This is a genomic window from Methylobacterium durans, assembly GCF_003173715.1.
Taxonomy (GTDB): Bacteria; Pseudomonadota; Alphaproteobacteria; order Rhizobiales; family Beijerinckiaceae; genus Methylobacterium; species Methylobacterium durans.
This window is the reverse complement of sequence record NZ_CP029550.1, coordinates 2941935-2964198: the sequence shown is the minus strand read 5'-3', so window position 1 is coordinate 2964198 and position 22264 is coordinate 2941935. Positions and strand designations below refer to the sequence as shown.

Below are 22264 nucleotides of genomic sequence, written 5' to 3'. Positions count from 1 at the left end.
ATATGCTTTGCACTGCAGCATCGATCAAACCGATTGGATCGGTAATGAATATTGACCACATCGATCTATCCCGCGTCGATCTCAACCTGCTCGTCGCCCTCGACGCGCTGCTCGCCGAGCGCAGCGTCACCCGGGCGGCGGCCCGGGTCGGGCTCGGGCAGTCAGCGATGAGCAGCACCCTCGGACGGCTGCGCGCGCTGTTCGACGACGAGCTTCTCACCCGCGCGCCCGAGGGCATGCGGCCGACCCCGCGGGCGATGGCGCTCGCCGAGCCGGTGCGCACGGCGCTCCGCCAGATCCAGGCGCTGGTGCGGCGCGAGGACAGCTTCGACCCCGCGACCGTGGAGCGCGTGTTCACGATCAGCCTGCCGGACAGCGTCGAGGTCCTGCTCGGCCCACGCCTCCTCGCCTATCTGCGGGCCGAGGCGCCGGGCGTGCGGCTCCTGCTGCGCACGATCGATCGGGGGCGCATCCTCGCCGAGCTCGACGCGGATCAGGTCGATCTCGGCATCGGCCTGTTCACCGAGGGGCAGGCCCACCACAAGATGCGGCTCCTCCACCGGGACCGCTACGTCTGCCTGTTCAACCCCGCCCGCGTCGGCCTCGCGGCGCCGATCTCCCTCGCGGATTACGTCCGGTTCCCGCACATCCTGACGAGCCTGCGCGGGACCGCGCACGGGGTGGTCGACGACGCGCTGGCCAAGATCGGCCTCGGCCGGACGATCGCGGTGACGACGCCGAGCTTCGTCGCCGTGCCCTTCCTCGTGCGCGACGCGCCCGTCATCGCCACGATGCACGCGCGGGTGGCCAACTTCTTCGCCGGGACGCTGGGCCTCAGCGTCAGCCCGGCGCCGGTCGCGCTCGACGACGTGGCGATCTCGATGCTGTGGCACGCCTCCTACGACGCCGACCCCGCCCATGCGTGGCTGCGCCGGACCCTGCTGCGGCTGGCTTCCGAGGTCGAGAGCGCGGATCAGAGCGGCCAGAACAGCGCGATCAACCCCGTGCCGACGACGACGACCATCAGCGAGAGCGGCAGGCCGAGCCGGGCGTAGTCGCCGAAGCGGTATCCGCCCGGACCCATCACCAGCGTGTTGCACTGGTGCCCGATCGGGGTGAGGAAGTCGCAGGCCGCGCCCACCGCCACCGCCATCAGGAACGGGTCGGGGTTGAGCCCGAGCTTTCCCGCGAGGCTCGCGCCGATCGGCGCCATCACCAGCACGGCGGCGGCGTTGTTGAGGAAGGGCGTCACGGCCATCGCGGCGACGAGGAGCATCGCGACCGCGCCGATCGGCGGCATGTACTGCACGAGGCCGGACATCCAGCCGGCCACGAGGTCGGTGCCGCCGGTGGTGCGCACCGCGTCGCTCACCGGGATCAGGGCGCCCAGCAGCACGATCACCGGCCACTCGATGGTCTCGTAGGCCTCCTCCATCGTGAGCACCCGCAGGAGCAGGAGCGCGACCGCGGCCCCGAAGAAGCCCATCGCCACCGGCACCACGTGGAGCGCGATGAGCAGCATGGCGACGCCGAGCACGAAGATCGGGATGTAGCCGCGCCGGCTGTGCCCGAGGCTGATGCTGCGCTCGGCGAGCGGGAGCAGGCGGAGCGCGGTCAGCGCGTCGGAGAGGGCCTCGCCGCCCCCGCGCAGCACCACCACGTCGCCGGCCCGCAGGCGCAGGTTCGCGAGGCGCCCGGCCACGCCCCCGTCGCTGCGGCTCACCGCGAGCAGGCTGATGCCGTGGGCGGCCCGCAGGTCGGCATTCGCCACCGTGACGCCGGCAAGCGGCGAATCGGCCGGCACCACGGCTTCGGCGACCTTCACCTGGCCGCCCGCCGCGGCCGCGCCCTCGACGAGTTCGAGCCCGGCGCGGGCCACGAGGCGTTCCAGATCCTCCGGCTCGCCCTCCAGCAGCAGCACGTCGTCGGCGCGCAGCCGCCAGTCCGGCCCCGGCACGGAGCGGCGGAAGCGCTCGCGGATCACGACGGCGACGGCGACGTCCCCGTCGCCGAGCGCCTCGATTTCCCGCACGGTGGCGCCGACCTGCGCCGAGCCCGGCGGCAGCCGCGCCTCGGTGACGTAGGCGGCGAGGGAGAACGAGGCGCCCGAGCCGCCGGGCTTGCGGTCCCTGGGCAGGAGCCGGTAGCCGAGCGCCAGGAAGGCGAGGCCGACCAGCGCGATGCCGAGCCCGACCGGGGTGAAGTCGAACATCCCGAAGGGCTGGCCCACGATGTCGGTTCGGACCTTGGCGACGATGATGTTGGTGGAGGACCCGACGAGGGTGACGAGGCCGCCGATCAGCGAGGCGAAGGACATCGGCATCAGGAGCTGCGACGGGGACGTGCCGGTCTTGCGGCCGAGCTGGAGCGCCACCGGCATGAAGATGGCGAGCGCGCCGATGTTCTTCGTCACCATCGAGAGGGCCATCACCGCGCCCGCGAGCGCCGGCACCTGCAGCCCCGGCGCGCGCAGGTAGGGCAGGACGGGCCGCATCAGGCTCTCGACGACGCCGGAGCGCGAGACGGCGGCGCTGATCAGGAGGGCGCTCGCGACGATGATCACGATGTCGTCGGCGAAGCCGTCGAAGGCCTTGGCGGCGGGCACGATCCCGATGGCGACGCCCGCCACCAGCGAGAGCAGCGCGACGAGGTCGTAGGGCAGCCGGCCCCAGATGAAGAGCAGGACGGTGCAGCCGATCAGGCCGAAGGCGAGGCCCTGGTCGAGGGTCATGGAGGCTCGGGGAGAGAGAGGAGGGTCGAGGGCGGACAGGTAGGTGCCGCAGGCCGGGGGGCCAGCGCCGGCGCGAGGAATCCCTCCCTTACCGGTTGGCGAGGGCGGCCGCGAGCCGTTCGGCGAGCGCCGGCCCGTCGCCCGAGAGCCGCAGGACCTTCAGGCGCGCGGTCTCGCCCGAGACGATGGCGATCTCGGAGCGGCGCATCCGCAGCACCTTCGCGAGGAGCGCGATGAGGGCGGCGTTGGCCGCGCCCTCCAGGGGCGGCGCCGCGACCCGGACCGGGAGGACGCTGCGTCCGTCCGCACCGACGCTCGGGTCGCCGAGGGCGTCGCGCCCGCCGCGGGGCGTCAGCCGCACGCTGAGGCGCAGCCCCCCGGGCTCGGACGTCCAGGGCGGCGGGGGAGCGGGCACGGGCGGCATCGGGGCGTGTTTACACGCCACCCCGCCTCCGGCATCAAGCCGTCCGGGAAGCCGAGCGAGGCAGCGATGGATTCCGGCCGGACCCTTCTCGACGATCCCCCGCGGCTTCCGCAAGGGCCGCGCCCGCGGCCGCCCGTGCCGGAGCCGCCGGCCGACGACCTGCCCCTGTTCGCCTATCTCGCGGCTCTGCGCCGGAACGCCGTCGAGGCGTGGCCGCGGCGCACCTACGACGAGCCGATCGTCCAGCGCCAGCTCCTCGGGCGCCGCAGCTTCATCGTGAGCGACCGGGACGCGATCCGGCGCGTGCTCATCGACAACCCAGCAATCTACCTGCGCACCCGCGCCTCTGTGCGCATCCTGCGCCCGGTCCTCGGCGACGGCCTCCTGATCAGCGAGGGCGCCGCCTGGCGCCACCAGCGCAGGACGCTGGCGCCGGCCTTCACCCCGCGGGCGGTGGAGGATCTGGTGCCGCACATCGAGGGGGCGGTCGAGGCGGCCTGCCTGCGGCTGGAGGCGGAGGCCGCGCGCGGGCCCGTCGCGCTGTTCCCGGCGCTCCACGGCCTCGCCCTCGAGATCGCGGGCCGCACCATGTTCTCGGTGGGCATGGAGAGCGACGGCGCGGCGCTGCGGCGCTTCGTGGCGGAATACGCCGAACGGATGGGCCGGCCCCACCTCCTCGACATGCTTCTGCCGCTCTCCTGGCCGGCGCCGCTCGACTTCGCGCGGGCCCGGTTCCGGCGCCGCTGGATCCCGTTCCTCGACCGGATCATCGCCCGCCGGGCGGCGGACCCGGCCCCGCGGGCCGCGCGCGACCTGCTCGACCTCCTCGTGGCGGCGAAGGATCCGGAGACCGGGCGGCCCTTCGATCAGGACCAGCTGCGCGATCAGGTCGCCACGATGATTCTCGCGGGGCACGAGACCACGGCCGCCGCGCTCCTCTGGGCGAGCTACCTGCTGGCGCTCGCACCCGACATCCAGGAGGCGGTTGCGCAGGAGGCGGCCGCCGCGGAGGCGCGCGGGGCCGGCGCCGACCTCGCCAGCGGCTACGAGCGAAAGCTGCCGCTGACGCGGGCCGTCGTCGACGAGACCCTGCGCCTCTACCCGCCCGCCTTCGTCCTCGCCCGCGCGGCCCGCGCCCCGGACACGCTCGGCGGCTACCCCGTCGAGCCGGGCGACGTGGTGATGATCTCGCCCTGGGTGCTGCACCGGCACCGGCGGCTCTGGCGCGACCCGGACACGTTCGATCCGGCCCGCTTCCTGCCGGGCGCCGCCCCGCCGCCGCGCTTCGCCTACCTGCCGTTCGGGGCGGGCCCGCGCGTCTGCATCGGCGCCCATTTCGCGCTGCTGGAGGCGACGCTCGCCCTCGCCCGCCTGATCGGCCGCTTCCGGATCAGCCTGCCCGAGGGGACGGCGATCCACCCGGCGGCGGTCGTGACGACGCAGCCCGACCGGCCGCCGGCCTTCACCTTGAGGCCGCGTTAGGCAGCCGCTTCCCTCTCAGGCCGCGGCGAGCTTCGCCTTCGCCGCCGTCTCGACGACGCCGGTCAGTTTGGCGGCCGCGGGCAGCGGCAGCTCGATGTCGACGCCCAGCGTCGAGACGCCCTCGCCGCGCTCGACCGTGATCGAGACCTTGTCCCGCTCGATCGCGACGTGCTTGGCGATGACGGCGAGGATCTCCTCGCGCAGCGTCACGACGAGGTCGGAGCGCCCGTTATCGGCCCGCTCGTGGGCGATGATGAGCTGCAGGCGCTCGCGGGCCACCGGCGCGGAGCCGCGCCGGGAGAAGAAATTGAGAAGGCTCATGCCGCCCTCCGTGTGAAGATCTTGCCGAGGAAGGACTTGCGCTCGCTGGGCACGCTCATCGGCACCGTCTCGCCGTTGAGTCGGCGGACCGCGTCGGTGTAGGCGCGGGCGGGCGCCGAGAGCGGGTTGTTGAGGGTCACCGGGCAGCCGACGTTCGAGGCGCGCAGCACTTCCTCGCTCTCCGGGATGATGGCGAGCAGCGGGATCGAGAGGATCTCGAGCACGTCGTCCACCTTCAGCATGTCGCCGCGGTCGGCCCGGGTGGGGTCGTAGCGAGTCAGGATGAGGTGCTTGTCGATGGTCTCGCCCTTCTCGGCCCGGATCGTCTTCGAGTCGAGCAGGCCGATGATGCGGTCGGAGTCGCGCACCGAGGAGACCTCGGGGTTCGTCACCACCACGGCGACGTCCGCGTGGCGCATGGCCAGCGTCGCACCGCGCTCGATGCCGGCGGGCGAGTCGCAGATCACCCAGTCGAACTTCTCGCGCAATTCCTCCATGACCCGGGCGACGCCCGCGTCGGTGAGCGCGTCCTTGTCGCGGGTCTGGGAGGCCGGCAGCAGCGAGAGGCTGTCGAGCCGCTTGTCGCGGATCAGCGCCTGCGGCAGCTTGGCGTCGCCGTTGACCACGTTGATGAGGTCGTAGACGACCCGACGCTCGGCCCCCATGACGAGGTCGAGATTGCGCAGGCCGACGTCGAAGTCGACGACGCAGACGCTCTTGCCGCTCTGCGCGATGGCGGCACCGAGCGCCGCCGTGGTGGTCGTCTTACCGACGCCGCCCTTGCCCGATGTGACGACGAGAACCTTGGACATTCTCGTGACTCCTTAATCCAAACTTGCCATTCTGATTGCGCCGCCATCGAGCCAGATCTGCGCGGGGCGCCCGCGCAGGCTGGTGCCGATCTCTTCGGCCGTGCGGACGAAGCGATCGATGCCGAGGAGTTCGGGCTCGAACTTGCGGCAGAGGATGCGGGCGCGCGGGTTGCGGGCGGCGCCGGCGATGGCCCGTCCGCGCAGCGCGCCGTAGACATGGATGGAGCCGCCGGCGAGGATCTCGGCCCCGGAGGAGACCGAGCCCATCACGGTGACGTCCCCGGTCGGGTGCACGATGGACTGGCCCGAGCGGACCGATCCCTCGATCATCAGCGAGGTCGAGGACGGCGCCTCGGGCTCGCCCGGGATTTCCGGGATCTCGACGGTGTCGACCGGGCGTCCGCCGACGAGCAGCGGAGGCCGGTCGCCCGGCATCGCGGCGGGTTCAGCCCCCTCGACGCCGAGGATCTTGATGCGGCGCTGCCCGAGGTCGGTGAGCAGCGCCTGCAGGTCGTCCTTGCCGGGCTTGAGCGCCGCGACGTCGAGGATGACCGCGCGGCCATCGAAGAGCGTCGGGGAGCGCTTCAGCGCGGCATCGAGATCGGCGAGCCATTCGGCCAGCGGCGTCTCGGGTGCCAGGGCCAGGGCCTTGAAGGCTCGGCCACGCAGCGGAAGAGTTCGGCGGGGAGGAGTCTGGCTGGTCACGGCGGTGAACGATTCCTTACCGGACCATTGACGGTCGATATGGTTACCGAAGGGTTAAGATTTTCGATCGTCCGTTAAAGCAGCGCAGAAAACGCTCAAAAGTCGCGCTCCGGCCTATTTCGGCGCCCCCGAAGCCCGATGACGACGCGCAGAAGGAAGGATCCGAACGTTCGTTGATCTTCGATGCGAACGAGTAATGCCTTCCTCGCACCGATGCAGACGCAGTGTACACTTCGATACCGCGTCTCGTTTTGGTCCAAGCAGCAGCGCGAATCTCGCACCGATATCCGAGCGCGGAGCCCGTTCCATTGTCGAACGTCCGGATGGTGATCCGCGGATCCTTGGACGAAGCTTGCGCGGACGGCCCCGCGCGGCCCGGCAGGCCGGCATCCGTTAACGCATCGTGCCGCCGCGGGACGCCCGCTGTGGCCGATTTGAGACAGGTACGGGGAATGGCGGCGCGCGCGGCCGGCCGCGCGCTCAGTCGAGCTTCGTCACCTTGATCGCGTCCTCGACGAGCCGGGCCTCGATGGCTTGGCCCCGCAGGGTCGGGCCGAGGTCGTCGGCGGTTCGATAGAGACCGTCGATGGCGATGAGCTCGGGCTCGAAGCGGCGGCAGTAGATGCGCGCCTGCGGGTTGCCGGCCGCGCCCGCGATCGCCCGGCCGCGCAGGGTGCCGTAGACGTGGATCGAGCCCCCCGCGATCACCTCGGCGCCGGAGGCCACCGAGCCCATCACCGTGATGTCGCCCTCGAGATGCAGGATCGCCTGCCCCGAGCGGACCGGCGTGTCGAGGATCAGCGATCGCGTCGGCACGGCCGGCGCCTCGGCGGGGGCGGAGCGGACGCGGCCGGATCGGGCGCGGCCGGGTCGGGCGCCGCGATGTCGGCCGCCGGGCGCCCGCCCGAGAGCGGCGGGGGCAGGCCCTCGCCGAGGATGCCGGCGCCCGCGCCCTCGATGCCGAGGATCGCGATGTCGCGGGTCCCGAGATCCGCCACGAGCCCGGCGAGCGCCGCCCGATCGAGCCCGAGGCCCGAGACGTCGAGGATCACCGGCCGCCCCGAGAAGAAGGCCGGCGAGCGCCGGGCCAGCGCGTCGAGGTCGGCGAGCCATTCGGCGACGGGCAGCGTCGGCGCGAGGACCATGGCCATGAAGGAACGGCCACGGAAGCGGATCGGGGGGCGGGGCGCGGGCTCGGTCACGGGAATGCCAGGGAATGGGCCAGGGGAACGGAGGTGGCGGCGCGCCGTGACCCGACGGGGCGAAGCGATGGCGCCTGCCAGGATTAGGCTCCCCACCCGCCGGGCTCAAGCGGGCATGGCGCGAACCGGCCGATGTCCTGCGGATCGCGGGCGCGCGGCGCTGCCGCCGGCGGGGCGGGACATGTTCAAGTACAGATCTGTTTTTAATCCCGATTTTCATATTGGAATGATTCCGAAACATAGATGTTGCGGCAACGAGCGCCGTCTTGCTACTGCCCTTTCGCATATCTTCGACGAATGCTTTCCGGCGCGCGGAACCGGCGCGACAATCACAGGCTTGCCGATGGGCCAACGTCACGAGGGACTGGGTTTCGCCTACCGGGCGAACGTTGCCGGCCGCGTTCTGCTGGCGGCGTTCGGCGGCTACGGGCTCGCGGCGCTTCTGACGGCGCTCCTCTCGCTCACCCTGCCCCTCACCCGGGCCGAGGCGGTCGCGGCCGCGACCCTGCCGAGCTTCGCCGTCATGGTCGCGGCGGTGGTCTACGTGTTCGCCGCCCGCTCCCTCGGGCGGGCGGTCCTCGGCCTCGGGGGCCTGTGCCTGCTCCTCGGCGGCGGGCTCTTGCTCGTCCAGGGGCAGGCATGAGCGGCGCGCGCGCGGCGCCGCGCGGGGGGCGGGCAGCATGAGACAGGGATTCCGCCAGTCGATGGCGTGGCTGCACACCTGGTCCGGCCTCGTGGTCGGCTGGGTGCTGTTCGCGGTCTTCGTCACCGGCACGGCGACCTATTACCGAACCGAGATCTCGGCCTGGATGCGGCCGGAACTGCAGGCCGGGGCGACGTTCGATGCCGGCCGGGCGGCCGATCTCGGAGCGGATTTCCTGAAGGCCAAGGGGCCGGACGCGATGGCCTGGTTCATCGCCCTGCCGCAGCCCGACAAGCCGTTGATCGAGGTGCATTGGTGGAAGGACCTCGCCGGCCCGTTCCACAACGCGCTCCTCGACCCTGCGACCGGCGCGCCGACGGCGGCCCGGGACACGCGGGGCGGCGACTTCCTCTACCGCTTCCATTTCGAGCTCAACATGCCCCCGCTCTGGGGGCGCTGGATCGTCGGCCTCTGCGCCATGATCCTGCTCGTCTCGCTCGTCTCCGGCATCGTCACGCACCGGCGCATCTTCGCGGATTTCTTCACCTTCCGGCGGGACAAGTCGGCCCAGCGCGGCTGGCTCGACGCGCACAACGTCACCGGCGTGCTGGCGCTGCCCTTCCACCTGATGATCGCCTATACCGGCGTCGTCACCTTCGCGCTGATGTACGTGCCCTGGGGCGTGACCGCGGCCTACAAGGGCGACGAGATCCGCTTCTTCGTCGAGTCCCAGCTGATGCCGGAGGTCCGCGCGCCCGCGGGCAAGCCGGGCGGCCTCGTCTCGCTCGCCCCCCTCGTGGCGCAGGCCCAGGGGCGCGTCCCGGAGACCCTGGAGCACGTCGCCGTGTACAATCCGGGCGACGCGGCCGCGACGATCGTGGCGATCTTCGAGGAGCCGCACGGTCTCGCGCATATCCACCCGCAGATCGCCTTCGACGGGGCCAGCGGGGCGGAACTCGGCGCGACCGGAACCGCGAAGCCAGCGACCCAGATCTCGGCCGCCTTCGTCGGCCTGCACGAAGCGCATTTCGCGGGGCCGTGGCTCAAGGCCCTGTTCTTCCTGTGCGGCCTGATGGGCGCCGCGACGATCGGGACCGGGCTCGTGCTCTGGACGGTCGCCCGGCTGCCGAAGCCCGCCGAGCGGCCGGGCCTCGGCTACCGCTTCGTGCGCGCCCTCAACATCGGTACGGTTGCGGGCCTGCCGGTCGGGCTCGCGGTCTACTTCCTGGCCAATCGCCTGCTGCCGGTCGGCATCGCCGGCCGGGGCGACCTGGAGGTGCGGCTGTTCTTCGGGGCCTGGATCTGCGTCGTGCTGGCCGGCCTGCTGCGGCCCCGCCGCGCCGCCTGGCGCGAGGCGTTCGGGCTGGCGAGCCTCCTGTTCCTCGCGGTGCCGGTCGTCAGCGCGCTGACGACCGGGCAGCACCCCTTCGACGGCGAGGCCCGCTTCCTCGGCTTCGACGCCGCGATGCTGGCGATCGGCCTCCTCCTCGCCGCCGCATCCTACCGCGCCGGCCGGGCGCCGCGCCGGGCCGGCACCGCCGAACCGCTCCCCACCACCCGCCCGGCCGCGCAACGCGCGCCCCAGGCCGCCCCGCAGGCGCGGAACGCGGCGGGCGCCGAGATCAGGCGACGCGCATGACCCCCCTCGTCCTCGCCCTCAACCTCGCCCTGAGCTTCGCCTCGCTCGCAGCGCTGGCGCTGAGCCTCGACCGGCACCACCGCGACGCCTTCCTGGCCCGCGCGCCGAAGGCGCGCGCCCGGGCCCTGCGGCTCGCGGGCTGGGCGGGCATCGCCGTCTCGTTCGCCGCCGCCGTGGCGTTCGAGGGCTGGAATTTCGGGCCGGTGCAGTGGATCGGGGCGCTCACCGGAGCCGCGCTCCTCGTCGTCGCGCTCCTGTCCTACCGGCCCCAATGGCTGCGTCCGGCCGCGCTCGCCGCGCTGCCGCTCGCGCTCGTCGCCCTGCCCTTCGCGCTGAAGGGATAGGCGCGGCCCCGCCCCTCCGGCCGGGTGCCTTCCGCGCGGACGGCCCTTGCCGGATGCGCCCGCACCTTCTATTGCAACGCAACAGCTCGAACCCGTACCCGGCGTGGCCGGCCGCCCTCTGCGGCCCGCCCCGTGACGGGTTCTACCCGCTTCGGATACCCCATGAAGCTGCGCAACATCGCCATCATCGCCCACGTCGACCACGGCAAGACGACCCTCGTCGACAAGCTCCTCCAGCAATCCGGCTCCTTCCGCGAGAACCAGCGGGTCGAGGAACGGGCGATGGATTCGAACGACCTCGAGAAGGAGCGCGGCATCACCATCCTGGCCAAGGCCACTTCGGTGGTCTGGAAGGACACGCGCATCAACATCGTCGACACCCCCGGCCACGCCGATTTCGGCGGCGAGGTCGAGCGCATCCTCTCGATGGTGGACGGCGTGGTCGTGCTGGTCGACGCCGCCGAGGGCCCGATGCCGCAGACCAAGTTCGTGGTCTCGAAGGCGCTCAAGATCGGCCTGCGCCCGATCGTGGCCGTCAACAAGGTCGACCGGCCGGACGCGCGCATCAACGAGGTCGTCAACGAGGTCTTCGACCTGTTCGCGGCCCTCGACGCCACCGACGAGCAGCTCGACTTCCCGATCCTCTACGGCTCGGGCCGCAACGGCTGGATGGCGAACGCGCCGGACGGTTCGCAGGAGGACGGCCTCGCGCCGATGTTCGACCTCGTGCTGGAGCACGTGCCCCCGGCCAAGACCGAGGACGGCCCGTTCCGCATGCTCGGCACACTGTTGGAGGCCAATCCCTTCCTCGGCCGCATCATCACCGGGCGCATCGCGTCGGGCACGGTGAAGCCGAACCAGTCGATCAAGGTGCTCGACCGCTCGGGCAAGGTGGTCGAGACCGGACGCGTCTCGAAGATCCTCGCCTTCCGCGGCCTGGAGCGCCAGCCGATCGAGGTCGGCGAGGCGGGCGACATCGTCTCGATCGCGGGCCTCGTGAAGGGCACGGTGGCCGACACGTTCTGCGACCCGCAGGTCGACACGCCGATCCAGGCCCAGCCGATCGACCCGCCGACCGTGACCATGTCCTTCATCGTCAACGACAGCCCGCTCGCGGGCACCGAGGGCGACAAGGTGACGAGCCGCATGATCCGCGACCGCCTGTTCAAGGAGGCCGAGGGCAACGTCACGCTCAAGATCGAGGAAGCGGCCGACAAGGACTCGTTCTACGTCTCGGGCCGCGGCGAGCTGCAGCTCTCGATCCTGATCGAGACCATGCGCCGCGAGGGCTTCGAGATCGCGGTCTCGCGCCCCCGCGTGGTCTACGAGAAAGGCGAGGACGGCGAGCTCCTGGAGCCCGTCGAGGAGGTCGTGATCGACGTGGACGAGGAGCATTCCGGCGTCGTCGTCCAGAAGATGTCCGAGCGGAAGGCCGAGATGCTGGAGATGCGGCCCTCCGGCGGCGACCGCCTGCGCCTCGTCTTCCACGCGCCGACCCGGGGCCTGATCGGCTACCAGGGCGAGCTGATGACGGACACCCGCGGCACCGCGATCATGAACCGCCTGTTCAAGGCCTACGAGCCCTACAAGGGCGAGATCGCCGGCCGCCGCAACGGCGTGCTGATCTCGAACGACAAGGGCGAGGCCGTGGCCTACGCCATGTGGAACCTCGAGGACCGCGGCCCGATGATGATCGAGCCCGGCGCCAAGGTTTACCAGGGCATGATCGTGGGCGAGCACAACCGCGAGAACGATCTCGAGGTGAACGTGCTCAAGGGCAAGAAGCTGACGAACATCCGCACCACCTCGAAGGACGAGGCCGTGCGCCTGACGCCGCCGATCCGGATGACGCTGGAGAAGTCGCTCGCCTGGATCCAGGACGACGAGCTGATGGAAGTCACGCCGAAATCGATCCGCCTGCGCAAGACCGTCCTCGACCCGAACGACCGCAAGCGGGCCGAGCGCGCCAAGGAGGCGGTGAGCGCCTGAGCTCGGCCTCTCGCCGTCCCGGCCTCCGGGACGGCGGCCTCGCGCCTCGGCGCGCCGTGAGGACCCCTCAGCCGCTGCCCGGATCCGTCTCGTCCTCGGATTGCGAGCCGCCTCCGCCGCCGAGGCCCGGCTTGCCCTCGGTCTTCTCGTTCGGGTCCTTCACCGCGTCCGGCGCGATGTTGGCGGGCTTGCCCTTCGGCCTGTCGGCGGCCTCGCGATCGTCGTCGCGCCTGTCGTCACCCATCGCCGTCCCCTCCGCGTGCTCGCGTCAGCGCCCGCCGCGATCGGGCGCGCGCTCGTAGACCGAGCCGCCGCCCGCGACCTTCCGGTCCGCGTCCGGGCCGCGGGAGGCCTGCTGGTCGGAATGGCCCGCCGAGGAACCGCCGGGCGTCGGCGGGGCGCGGCCGGGCTCGCCGCCGGCCGTCTCCCACCCCTGCTTGCGCTCGGCATCGGACCGGCCGCCCGCCTCGGTCCGGGTGATCGCGGCCTGCTGGTCCGTCTGGCGGCCGCCGCCGGCGGGCGGGCCGCCGGGGCTGCCGACATCGGCGTCGGGCTTGCGGGTGACGGTCTCGGTCGGGATGCTGTCGCCGCCCATCAGCGCTTCCCGTCGTCCTGGCCCACCGCCGCCGTGGCGCGGTCGATCGCCTCGTCGGTCGCGGACGGGGTGTCGCCGTCGCCGCGGATGCGGCGCAGGTTCTCGGGCGGCGTCTCGGCCTCCGTCGCGTCGGTGGCGTCCTGGCGCGGGAAGCCGCTCGCGAGCCGCGCGCTCTCGGCCTCGCCGGAGGGATCGCTGCGCAGGTCGCGCTGCGTCCGGCTCGGCACGCCGACGTCGAGAGGGGAATCGCCCCCGAGATCCTGGCCGTTGCGGTCGGCGTAGGCGTCGAAATCCTTGAGCGACTCGCGGTCGCGGTCCTGGTCCGTCATGGCCATCCTCCGGCTGATCCTGCGCATGTGGCGGGACAACCGGCAGCGGCCCTGAGGGGTTGCGTCCCCGGGCGCAATCCGCGGGTGGCGGGCCCGGCGCGGGGCCGGGCCCGGCTTTCCGTCAGATGCCCTCGAACAGCGCCGAGGAGATGTAGCGCTCGGCGAAGGAACAGGCGACGGTGACGATGCGCTTGCCCTTGAATTCGGGCCGGCTCGCGAGCTCCAGCGCCGCGGCGACGTTGCCGCCGGTCGAGATGCCGCCCGGAATGCCCTCCAGGCGCCCGAGCAGGCGTGCCGTCTCGAAGGCCGTCTGGTTCGAGACCGTGAGCACCTCGTCGATCACGGAGCGGTCGAGGATGCCGGGTACGAAACCGGCGCCGATGCCCTGGATCTTGTGCGGGCCGGGCTGGCCGCCGGACAGGACCGGGGAATCCTCCGGCTCGACCGCGACCACGTGCAGGTTCGGCAGGCGCGGCTTCAGCACCTGGCCGACGCCGGTGACGGTGCCGCCGGTGCCCACGCCCGCCACGAAGGCGTCGAGCTGGCCCTGCGTGTCGTTCCAGATCTCCTCGGCTGTCGTCTTGCGGTGGATCTCGGGGTTCGCCGGGTTCTCGAATTGCTGGGGCATCACCGCGCCCGGGATCTCCGTCAGGAGTTCCTCCGCCTTGGCGATGGCGCCCTTCATGCCCTGCGGGCCGGGGGTGAGCGCGAGCTCGGCGCCGAGGAAGGCGAGCATCTTGCGCCGCTCCAGCGACATCGTCTCGGGCATCACGAGGATCAGGCGGTAGCCGCGGGCGGCCGCCACGAAGGCGAGCGCGATGCCGGTATTGCCCGAGGTCGGCTCGACCAGGGTGCCGCCGGGCTTGAGGCGGCCGGAGGCTTCGAGCGCATCGATCATGTTCACGCCGATGCGGTCCTTGACGCTCGCGATCGGGTTGAAGAACTCGAGCTTCAGCAGGATCTCGGCGTCGATGCCGCGCTCCTGGGGCAGGCGGTTGAGACGAACCAGGGGCGTGTTGCCGATCGTCTCGGTGATCGACCCGAAGACGCGGCCGTGGCCCGGCTTGCCGGTGGGGGACGAAACTGCGGAATCGGCCATGGATGTCTCCTGAGCGGCAATGTTCGCGATGAACGCCGCGAGCGGGCGGCGTCTGCCGTCAGAGCCGACGCGTAGCCGAATTCCCGGAACGCGTCGAGGTACCTTGTAATTCACAGTCTTGCGACGTGATTTACGGGCGCGCATAGCCCTCCGACGGGCGGCGCCGGGCGGTTTTCGGGATCGCGGAAGGAGGTTGAATTCCGGACCCGGTCGGCGGCCGGACTCCGGGCTCAGGGCAGGAATCCGAGGCGCAGGCCGAGGAGCGCGAGGGTGCCGAGCAGGGTCGTGCCGGCCGCGATCCAGGCCGCGCCCGGATGGAGGGAGGCCGGCGCGCTATAGCGCAGATCCACCCGCGCGTGCGGCCGCTCGACGGCCGCGTCGGCCCGGAACCCGATGATCTGACGCATGCGGCTGCCTTCGTCCCTCGCTCGGGACGAAGCAGGCACCGCCGGGCCTCAAGCCCCGGTGAATCCCCGAGGGGTCAGGGCGGACGACCGTCGAACGTGGTCAACGGCCGCTTAAGTCGCGGGCCTCAGAGCGAGCGCTCCAGGCGCAGCTCGCCGTTCTGGCTCTTGATCACGAGCTGGGAGCCGACGATGTCCCAGGCGCCCGCGGTGCGCAGCGCCAGGAAGAAGCTCTGCTCGACGGCCGAGAGGCCCTTCTCGCAGGACTTCTTGGTGATCGCGAGCGGACCCACCGCGAGGTGCTGCTCGCGCAGGGGGAAGGCGGTGGCCGCGAAGGTGTTGCAGCCGCCGTAGCCGCGGGCGCGGTACTGCTTGTCGATGATGAAGCTCGGGCGGTCGAGGCCGCCGAAGGACTTGCCGTTGAGGCTCACCGCCGTCCAGGTCGCGTCGAGCGGGAAGATCTTCTCGGTCGGCTTCGCGGACGGGATGTATTGCGGCTGCTTCTCCTCCCCGCCCGGCCGGCGGTTCGCCTTGCCGAAGCCGGTCACACCCTGAGCCTGCGCGTCCGTAGCCGTGGCCGTCGCCCCGGCCGCGACGGCGCAGGCCAGCGCGGCGATCCAAATCGCTCTCATGGTCTGGCCCCCATCTCTCGCGTGCATCGCGTGGTTTCTCGCTCCCGGACCGGCTCGGCGCCGGTTCCGCTGCACGCCGACGGGCGCTGGTCGCGCCGGGCCGAAGCCCCGTTTCCGAGACGTGCGAGAGGCCCCATCCGATAAGATTTCAGCACAAATATGGTCAAGCAGAGGGAAAGGGCGGCTTTTCACCCGTCCCCCGGAAAACCGCGCGCCGGAGGAAGCGCGCGAGATCCCGATCCGCGGGAAACGATCGCGCCGCCTCGGCCGTTGTCGAGGACGGCGCGGGCGCGGGAGGATGCGGCCGCGCGACGGCTGTGCGCGTGAGGAGAAGCATCGTGACCGGATCGGACGAGGGTCAGCAGAGCGGCCATGTCGGGGCCTCCATGAGCGCGGCGCAATCGCGGGCGGCGCGCGGCCTCCTCGGCTGGTCCGAGGCGGACCTCGCGGCCAAGGTCGGGCTCGACGTCTCCTTCGTGCGCAGCTTCGAGGCGGGCCAGAACGACCCGGCGCCGGGGCAGATCGAGGCCCTGCGCAGCGCCCTCATGCGGGCGGGCGCCGTCTTCACGAACGGGGATTGCCCCGGCGTGCATCTCGAGCGGCGCGCCGCGCCGGACGAGGGAACGCGCCTCGGCGACCTCACCACCGAGAACGACCGCTGAAGGTGCCTCAGGAGACGGCTCAGGCGCGCGCGCTCGCGAGCGCCTTGAGGTCGAAGCCGGGATCGGCCGCCTGCTCGGGGCTCAGCGGCGTCCCCGCAGCGAGGAGGCGGCGGGCGACCATGTGGTCGCCGGCCCGGTTGACGGATTCGACGGCCCGGAGCGTCCCGTTCCGGAAGCGGAACACCGAGAAGGCGTCGCCCGAGCCCCGCGGGACGCTCGCGTCGTCCGGCCCCGCCAGTCCCGCGATCTGCAGCTTGTGGCGGCCCTGGTCGCTCCAGAACCAGGGTACGGCGCCGTAGGCGGCGGGGCGCCCGGCGAGCCGGCCGGCGACGCAGCGGGCCTGATCGATCGCGTTCTGCACCGATTCGATGCGCACGGTGCCGTCCGGGGTGAGGCCCCGGGCGAAGGGCGAAGGGAAGCGGGCGCAGTCGCCGAGCGCCGAGATCGCTGGATCGTCGGTCGAGAGGGTCGCGTCGACGCGGATCCCGTCCGCCACCGCAAGCCCGGCCTCCGCGGCGAGCTCCGCGTTCGGCACGACGCCGATGCCGACGAGGACGAGGTCGGCGGGCAGCTCCGTGCCCCCGCGAGCCGGATCCCGGTCGCCCGTCCGGCCTCGCCCAGGATCGCCTCGACGCCGGCCCCGAACAGGAAGCGGACGCCCCAATCCTCGTGCGCGGCCGTGAAGAAGGCGCCGGTCTCGGCCGAGACCGCCCGCGCCATCGGCCGCCCCGCCGCCTCGACCACGGTGACCGCGAGCCCCCGCGCGGCGGCGACAGCGGCGAATTCGAGGCCGATGAAGCCCGCACCCACCACGACGACCCGCTCGGCCGCGGAGAGCACCTCCTTGAGGTGATCCGCGTCCGCGAGGCCCCTGAGCTGGCGCACCCCGGCGAAGTCCGCGCCCGGCACCGGAAGCGCGCGGTTGCGGGCGCCGGTGGCGAGGACGAGATGGTCGTAAGGGAGGCTCTCCCCGTCCCCCAGGATCAGGCGCCTCGCGTCCCGCTCGATCCGCGCGGCGCGGGTCTCCGGCCGGTGCAGGATGCAGTGCTCGGCGAGGTAGCTCGCCGGGCGCAGGTTCAGGCCCTCCGCGTCGGTCTTGCCGGCGAGATAGGCCTTCGAGAGCGGCGGACGCTGGTAGGGCAGGCCCGGCTCGTCGCCGAGGAGGACGATCGGATCGGCGTAGCCCGCCTCGCGCAGGGAGGCCGCCACCTGGAAGCCCGCCTGCCCGCCGCCGACGATGACGGTGCCGCTCACGCGCTGGCCTCGGCCCGCGGCCCCGCGGCGGGGCTCGCATCGGCCGTGCCGAGGGCGTCCAGGCCCGGCAGCCAGCGGGCGCCGTCCTGCATCAGGTATTCCCAGAAGGCGCGGGCGGCGGGGCTCAGCACCTTGTCGGCCCGGCGCACCGCGTACCAGTCGCGCCGGATCGGCAGGCCCTGCACGTCGAGGGTGATGAGGCGGCCCGATTCCACCTCGGCCGCCACCGTGTGGGCGGAGAGGAGCGCGATGCCGAGGCCCGCCATCACCGCCTGCTTGATCGTCTCGTTCGAGCCGGAATCGATGCCGAGCTTCGCCCGCTTGATGATGACGCCGCTCATGAATTCCTCGAACACCGTGCGGGTGCCCGACCCTTCCTCGCGCACGAGGAAGGATTCCTCCGAGAGGTCGGCGCGGGTCAGCCCCTTGCGCCCGGCGAGGGGGTTCGACGGCGCGGCGATCAGCACGATCGGGTGCGGCCCGAAGATCTCGGCCTCGATCGCGAAGTCGCGCGGCGGCCGGCCCATGATCGCGAAGTCGATCTCGTAATTGCGCAGCGCCTCGACCGTGCTGCCGCGGTTGCCCACCGAGAGGTTGATCTCGACGCCGGGATAGCGCCCGACGAAGCCCGCGATCACCTGCGGCGCGAAGTACTTCGCCGTCGAGACGACGCCCATCGTCACGCGCCCGCCGCCGCCGCCCTTGAGCGTCCGCAGGCGGTCCGTGCAGGTCTCCAGCACCGTGTTGATGCTGTCGATCGCCCAGAGCATCTCGCGGCCCGCATCGGTCGGCTTGAGGCCGGTGGGCGTGCGGTCGAACAGGAGGAGGCCCGCCTCCTCCTCCAGCTGGCGGATCCGGGCGTAGAGCGCGGCCGAGGTGACGTTGAGTTCCTGCGCGGCCCGGGTCATCGTGCCGAGCCGGGCGACGGCGGCGACCGCCTGGAGCTGTTTGAGGGACAGGTTACGCATGGCTCGGTTCTAGTTTTTTTGTAGAGGCTCGCAAGTTTTTTTAGAATTCTTTCCCGCCCAGAGTGAAGCCCCCTGGCGTCGCGGCGGAGGCGGGCGGTATCATGCCGGCGCCTTCGCAGCTATGGGTTCGGTCACGGGCGGGGGCGTCGCGGGACGCGGCCCCGTCAGCCGCGATGCAGCAAGGAAGGACGAACATCCGATGGCGACGGGAGGATCAGGGGGAGGATCTTGGGCGGTCGGCGCGCGGCTCGACGCGTGCCTGGCGCAGGCCGTCGCCGGGGACGGGAGCCTCACGGACGTCGCCGCCGTCGTCGCGGCGATCGCCGGGGCGGCGATCGACATCAGCGAGGTGATCGGGCGCGGCGCGCTCGGCGGCGACCTCGCGGCGACGGGCGCCCAGAACAGCGACGGCGACGTCCAGAAGGCCCTCGACGTGATCGCCCATCAGCGCGTCACCGAGGCCCTGCGGGCCGCGCCCGTGGCGGAGGTCGCCTCCGAGGAGGCCGAGGACGTGATGCGCCTGAACCCGGGCGCGCCGCTGGCCGTCGCCATCGACCCTCTCGACGGCTCGTCGAACATCGGCGTCAACATGGCGGTCGGCACGATCTTCGGCATCCGCCCGGCGGTGCCCGGTGCCACCGGCCCCGAATCCTTCACCTCGCCGGGCACCGCGCAGCGCGCGGCCGGCTTCGTCACCTACGGGCCGGCCACCGCCCTGGTCCTCACCCTCGGCCACGGCACCCAGGTCTTCGTGCTCGACCGGGCGGAGCGCGCCTTCCGCCTGACCCATCCGAGTCTCGACGTGCCGGTCGCCGCCAAGGAATTCGCGATCAACGCCTCGAACGGCCGCCACTGGGACACGCCGATCAGGGCCTTCATCGAGGATTGCCTGCGCGGCGCGGACGGCCCCCGCGACAAGGATTTCAACATGCGCTGGCTCGGCTCCCTGGTGGCCGACGCGCAGCGGGTGCTGATGCGCGGCGGCGTGTTCCTGTACCCGGGCGACAACCGCAAGGGCTACGCGCAAGGGCGCCTGCGCCTCCTCTACGAGGCCGCCCCGATCGCCATGCTGATGGAGCAGGCGGGCGCCGGCGCCACCGACGGCGAGCGCCGCATCCTCGACATCGAGGCGACCGGCATCCACGAGCGCGTGCCGCTGGTGTTCGGCTCCCAGGAGGAGGTCGCCTGCGTCGCCAAGTATTTCGGCGGCCGCAACCACGCCGCCGGCCGCTCGCCGCTGTTCGGCCAGCGCGGGCTGATGCGCGGATGAGTGGACGGAGCCGCGCCGAGAGGCGACGCGGCCCGGCCCAGGCTCCGCCAGACTGCAATCCGGCTCCGCCGGACCTCAATAGCCTCCGCCAGCGTAGAGTATCGTCGATCGACCCACGATGTCCGCCCGCCATCCCATCATCTCGGTGACAGGCTCCTCGGGAGCCGGGACCACCTCGGTCCGCAACACCTTCGAGCAGATCTTCCGCCGCGAGGACGTGAGCGCCGTCTACATCGAGGGCGACGCCTTTCACGCCTTCGACCGGGAGAGCATGCGCACGCGCATGGCGGCCGAGCCGACGCTCAGCCACTTCGCGCCGCGCGCCAACCTGCTGCCGGAGCTGGAGGAGGTGTTCCGCACCTACGCCGAATCCGGCACCGGCCGCACCCGGCACTACGCCCACGACGCGGCGGACGCGGCCCAGTACGGCACCGCGCCCGGCACCTTCAGCGCCTGGGAGGATTTCCCGCCGGGCTCGGACCTCCTGTTCTACGAGGGCCTGCACGGCTGCGTCGTCAACGAGACCGTGGACATCGCCCGCTACGCCGACCTCAAGATCGGCGTCGTGCCGGTGATCAACCTCGAATGGATCCAGAAGCTGCACCGGGACCGCTCGTTCCGCGGCTACTCCACCGAGGCCGTCACCGACGTGATCCTGCGCCGGATGCCCGATTACGTGCAGACGATCTGCCCGCAATTCTCCTGGACGGACATCAACTTCCAGCGGGTGCCGACGGTCGACACCTCGAACCCCTTCATCGCCCGCTGGATCCCGACCGCCGACGAGTCGATGGTGGTGATCCGCTTCAAGGATCCGAAGGGGATCGACTTCTCGTATCTCGTCTCGATGATCCACGACAGCTTCATGAGCCGGGCGAACTCCATCGTGATCCCGGGCGGCAAGCTCGACCTCGCGATGCAGCTCATCCTGACGCCGATCATCATGCAGCTCGTGGAGCGCCGCCGGCGCCTCGCCTGACCCCGCCGAGAGACGGACGAGCGCCACGACGGACCTTCACGCGACGAAACGACATACCCGAAGGGCGAACTTCCCGCCGGAGGCCGCCTCAAGCATGATATCGCGGTGCGGGAGACGCCCGCGGTCCCCTTACGCCGACCAGGACCCTGCTGTTCCCATGACGAGCCCCATCATCGCGCCCTCGATCCTCTCGGCCGACTTCGCCAAGCTCGGCGAGGAGGTGCGCGCGGTCGACGCGGCCGGGGCCGACTGGATCCATCTCGACGTGATGGACGGGCATTTCGTGCCGAACCTCACCTTCGGCCCGCCGGTGATCAAGGCCCTGCGCCCGCACTCGCGCAAGGTCTTCGACGTGCACCTGATGATCGCCCCGGCCGACCCCTACCTCGCCGCCTTCGCGGAGGCCGGCGCCGACATCATCACGATCCACGCGGAGGCCGGCCCGCACGTCCACCGCTCGCTCCAGACCATCCGGGGGCTCGGCAAGCGCGCGGGGCTCGCCCTCAATCCCGGCACGCCGGCCGCGGCGGTCGAGCCCGTCCTCGACATGGTCGACCTCGTCCTCGTCATGACGGTCAATCCCGGCTTCGGCGGCCAGAGCTTCATCGGCGGCGCGCTCGAGACCGTTTCCCGGGTGCGGGCGATGACGGCGGGCCGGGCGATCGACATCGAGGTCGACGGCGGCATCGGCCCGGAGACGGTGCGGCGCGCGGCGGCCGCGGGCGCCAACGTGTTCGTGGCCGGCAACGCGGTCTTCCGGGAGGGGCCGGAGCACTACGCCCGCCACATCGCGGCGATCCGCGCCGGCGCCGCCGAGGCCGGCGGGAGCGCCCTGTCGTGTTGAGGGCCCTGATCTTCGACGTCGACGGGACGCTCGCCGAGACCGAGGACCTGCACCGGCAGGCCTTCAACCGCGCCTTCGCGGATCTCGGCTTGCCCTGGCACTGGGATCCGCCCCTCTACGCCGATCTCCTCGCCGTGATGGGCGGCAAGGAGCGGCTCCTCCACTACATCGAGACCGCCCATCCCGCCGAGGCGGAGGCCCTGCGCCCCCGCATGCCGGAGATCCACGACCGCAAGACGCGCCATTACGGCGACCTCGTGGTGAGCGGCGCGCTGGCGCTCCGTCCCGGCATCGCCCGCCTCCTGGCGGAGGCGCGGGCCGGGGGCGTCAAGCTCGCGGTCGCCACCACCACGAGCCGGCCGAACGTCGACCGGCTGGTCGAGGTCAATTTCCCGGCGGGAGACCGGCCCTTCGACGTGATCGCCTGCGGCGACGAGGCGGCCCGCAAGAAGCCGGCGCCGGACGTGTTCGAGCTGGCGCTGCGCCGCCTCGGCGTGGCGCCGGAGGAGGCCATCGCCTTCGAGGATTCGGCGGCCGGCATCCGCTCGGCCCTCGATGCGGGCCTGCCGGTGATCGCCACCCGCAGCCGCTACACCGAGAGCCACCGCCTCGACGGCGCCTTCTCGGCCCTGTCCGACCTCGGCGAGCCCGGCCACCCGCACCGCCACATCGCCGGCCAGGACTGGCCCGGCGGCGTCGTGACCCTCGCGTCCCTCAGGGAGTGGCACGCCCGCCGCGAGGCCGCGGCCGCCTGAGGGGCGCCTCGCCGTCGTCCCCCTGCGCCTTCCGGGGAAAGAGCGTCGCCCCGGCGAGCGCGCCGAGCGCCGCCGCGAGGCCGAGCCGGAGCCAGCGACCGCCGGCCCGGGGGCCCTGCCCGCGCTCCGACCGCTCTCCGATCCCGTCCGATCCGCTCCCGCCCGCCTGACCCGTCATCGC

At 72.1% G+C, this 22264-nt stretch carries 23 protein-coding genes and 2 pseudogenes; 11 read left to right on the top strand and 14 right to left on the bottom strand.

Features of this window, described 5'->3' with window-relative positions:
- The first annotated feature begins 44 nt into the window (after positions 1-44).
- Entirely contained in the window at positions 45-1055 is a 1011-nt protein-coding gene (locus tag DK389_RS13590; protein ID WP_109890304.1) for a LysR family transcriptional regulator, read from the top strand.
- On the opposite strand, the gene DK389_RS13585 is transcribed toward DK389_RS13590, so the two are convergent.
- Positions 974-2731, bottom strand: coding sequence for an SLC13 family permease (locus tag DK389_RS13585; RefSeq protein WP_109890302.1), 1758 nt, complete (start codon positions 2729-2731; stop codon positions 974-976). The genes DK389_RS13590 and DK389_RS13585 overlap by 82 nt on opposite strands.
- An 88-nt stretch (positions 2732-2819) precedes the next feature.
- On the bottom strand, positions 2820-3146 hold the full coding sequence (locus DK389_RS13580; RefSeq protein WP_236960853.1) for a DUF167 family protein: 327 nt from the start codon (positions 3144-3146) through the stop codon (positions 2820-2822).
- Positions 3147-3221: 75 nt separating this feature from the next.
- On the opposite strand from DK389_RS13580, the gene DK389_RS13575 reads away from it, so the two are divergent.
- The gene (locus DK389_RS13575; RefSeq protein WP_109890298.1) at positions 3222-4637 is read left to right on the top strand and encodes a cytochrome P450; all 1416 of its coding nucleotides are present in this window, start codon (positions 3222-3224) and stop codon (positions 4635-4637) included.
- Positions 4638-4652: 15 nt separating this feature from the next.
- On the opposite strand, the gene minE is transcribed toward DK389_RS13575, so the two are convergent.
- From minE to minC (DK389_RS13555), 4 genes and pseudogenes are all read right to left on the bottom strand, one after another.
- Complete coding sequence (gene minE / locus DK389_RS13570; protein ID WP_109890296.1) at positions 4653-4958, bottom strand: cell division topological specificity factor MinE; 306 nt, start codon at positions 4956-4958, stop codon at positions 4653-4655.
- Positions 4955-5770: a septum site-determining protein MinD gene (gene minD / locus DK389_RS13565; RefSeq protein ID WP_109890294.1), complete on the bottom strand. Its 816-nt coding sequence runs from the start codon at positions 5768-5770 to the stop codon at positions 4955-4957. Before minD ends, minE begins: the two co-directional genes overlap by 4 nt.
- A 12-nt stretch (positions 5771-5782) precedes the next feature.
- On the bottom strand, positions 5783-6475 hold the full coding sequence (minC, locus tag DK389_RS13560; protein WP_109890292.1) for a septum site-determining protein MinC: 693 nt from the start codon (positions 6473-6475) through the stop codon (positions 5783-5785).
- 480 nt (positions 6476-6955) lie between these two features.
- A pseudogene (gene minC / locus DK389_RS13555) lies at positions 6956-7626 on the bottom strand (septum site-determining protein MinC).
- Between the two features lie 394 nt (positions 7627-8020).
- Between minC (DK389_RS13555) and DK389_RS13550 the strand changes: the two are divergent.
- From DK389_RS13550 to typA, 4 genes are all read left to right on the top strand, one after another.
- Positions 8021-8320, top strand: a complete 300-nt coding sequence (locus tag DK389_RS13550) for an iron transporter (RefSeq protein WP_109890290.1) — start codon at positions 8021-8023, stop codon at positions 8318-8320.
- A 37-nt stretch (positions 8321-8357) separates the two neighbouring features.
- On the top strand, positions 8358-9959 hold the full coding sequence (locus tag DK389_RS13545; protein ID WP_109890288.1) for a PepSY-associated TM helix domain-containing protein: 1602 nt from the start codon (positions 8358-8360) through the stop codon (positions 9957-9959).
- Positions 9956-10303: a DUF3325 domain-containing protein gene (locus tag DK389_RS13540; protein ID WP_109890286.1), complete on the top strand. Its 348-nt coding sequence runs from the start codon at positions 9956-9958 to the stop codon at positions 10301-10303. The genes DK389_RS13545 and DK389_RS13540 overlap by 4 nt, the downstream gene beginning before the upstream one ends.
- A gap of 162 nt (positions 10304-10465) precedes the next feature.
- Positions 10466-12292, top strand: coding sequence for a translational GTPase TypA (typA, locus tag DK389_RS13535; RefSeq protein WP_109890284.1), 1827 nt, complete (start codon positions 10466-10468; stop codon positions 12290-12292).
- A gap of 67 nt (positions 12293-12359) precedes the next feature.
- Here typA and DK389_RS33420 read toward each other — a convergent pair whose 3' ends face one another.
- The 6 genes from DK389_RS33420 to DK389_RS13515 form a co-directional block, all read right to left on the bottom strand.
- Entirely contained in the window at positions 12360-12536 is a 177-nt protein-coding gene (locus tag DK389_RS33420) for a hypothetical protein (protein WP_194075201.1), read from the bottom strand.
- 24 nt (positions 12537-12560) lie between these two features.
- Positions 12561-12887: a hypothetical protein gene (locus DK389_RS13530; protein WP_109890283.1), complete on the bottom strand. Its 327-nt coding sequence runs from the start codon at positions 12885-12887 to the stop codon at positions 12561-12563.
- Positions 12887-13216, bottom strand: a complete 330-nt coding sequence (locus tag DK389_RS13525) for a hypothetical protein (protein ID WP_109896367.1) — start codon at positions 13214-13216, stop codon at positions 12887-12889. Before DK389_RS13525 ends, DK389_RS13530 begins: the two co-directional genes overlap by 1 nt.
- A gap of 121 nt (positions 13217-13337) precedes the next feature.
- Positions 13338-14315, bottom strand: coding sequence for a cysteine synthase A (cysK, locus tag DK389_RS13520; RefSeq protein WP_109890281.1), 978 nt, complete (start codon positions 14313-14315; stop codon positions 13338-13340).
- A 230-nt stretch (positions 14316-14545) separates the two neighbouring features.
- Positions 14546-14722 (bottom strand): hypothetical protein, encoded by a 177-nt coding sequence (locus DK389_RS32360; RefSeq protein WP_162560406.1) that lies wholly within the window; start codon positions 14720-14722, stop codon positions 14546-14548.
- Between the two features lie 125 nt (positions 14723-14847).
- Entirely contained in the window at positions 14848-15351 is a 504-nt protein-coding gene (locus DK389_RS13515) for an META domain-containing protein (protein WP_109890279.1), read from the bottom strand.
- A 386-nt stretch (positions 15352-15737) separates the two neighbouring features.
- Here DK389_RS13515 and DK389_RS13510 point away from each other — a divergent pair, with 386 nt between their 5' ends.
- Positions 15738-16013, top strand: coding sequence for a helix-turn-helix domain-containing protein (locus tag DK389_RS13510; protein WP_109896365.1), 276 nt, complete (start codon positions 15738-15740; stop codon positions 16011-16013).
- A gap of 19 nt (positions 16014-16032) precedes the next feature.
- Here the strand turns inward: DK389_RS13510 and DK389_RS13505 are convergent.
- Positions 16033-17267: pseudogene (locus DK389_RS13505) on the bottom strand (NAD(P)/FAD-dependent oxidoreductase).
- Positions 17264-18235, bottom strand: coding sequence for a LysR family transcriptional regulator (locus tag DK389_RS13500; RefSeq protein ID WP_109890277.1), 972 nt, complete (start codon positions 18233-18235; stop codon positions 17264-17266). The pseudogene DK389_RS13505 and the gene DK389_RS13500 overlap by 4 nt, the downstream one beginning before the upstream one ends.
- A gap of 199 nt (positions 18236-18434) precedes the next feature.
- Between DK389_RS13500 and DK389_RS13495 the strand changes: the two genes are divergently transcribed.
- The 4 genes from DK389_RS13495 (at position 18435) to DK389_RS13480 (ending at position 22083) form a co-directional block, all read left to right on the top strand.
- On the top strand, positions 18435-19505 hold the full coding sequence (locus DK389_RS13495) for a class 1 fructose-bisphosphatase (protein WP_109890275.1): 1071 nt from the start codon (positions 18435-18437) through the stop codon (positions 19503-19505).
- Positions 19506-19623: 118 nt separating this feature from the next.
- On the top strand, positions 19624-20484 hold the full coding sequence (locus DK389_RS13490) for a phosphoribulokinase (protein WP_109890273.1): 861 nt from the start codon (positions 19624-19626) through the stop codon (positions 20482-20484).
- Positions 20485-20641: 157 nt separating this feature from the next.
- Positions 20642-21328 (top strand): ribulose-phosphate 3-epimerase, encoded by a 687-nt coding sequence (gene rpe / locus DK389_RS13485; RefSeq protein WP_109890271.1) that lies wholly within the window; start codon positions 20642-20644, stop codon positions 21326-21328.
- On the top strand, positions 21322-22083 hold the full coding sequence (locus tag DK389_RS13480; protein WP_109890269.1) for an HAD-IA family hydrolase: 762 nt from the start codon (positions 21322-21324) through the stop codon (positions 22081-22083). The genes rpe and DK389_RS13480 overlap by 7 nt, the downstream gene beginning before the upstream one ends.
- Positions 22084-22264 lie beyond the last annotated feature (181 nt).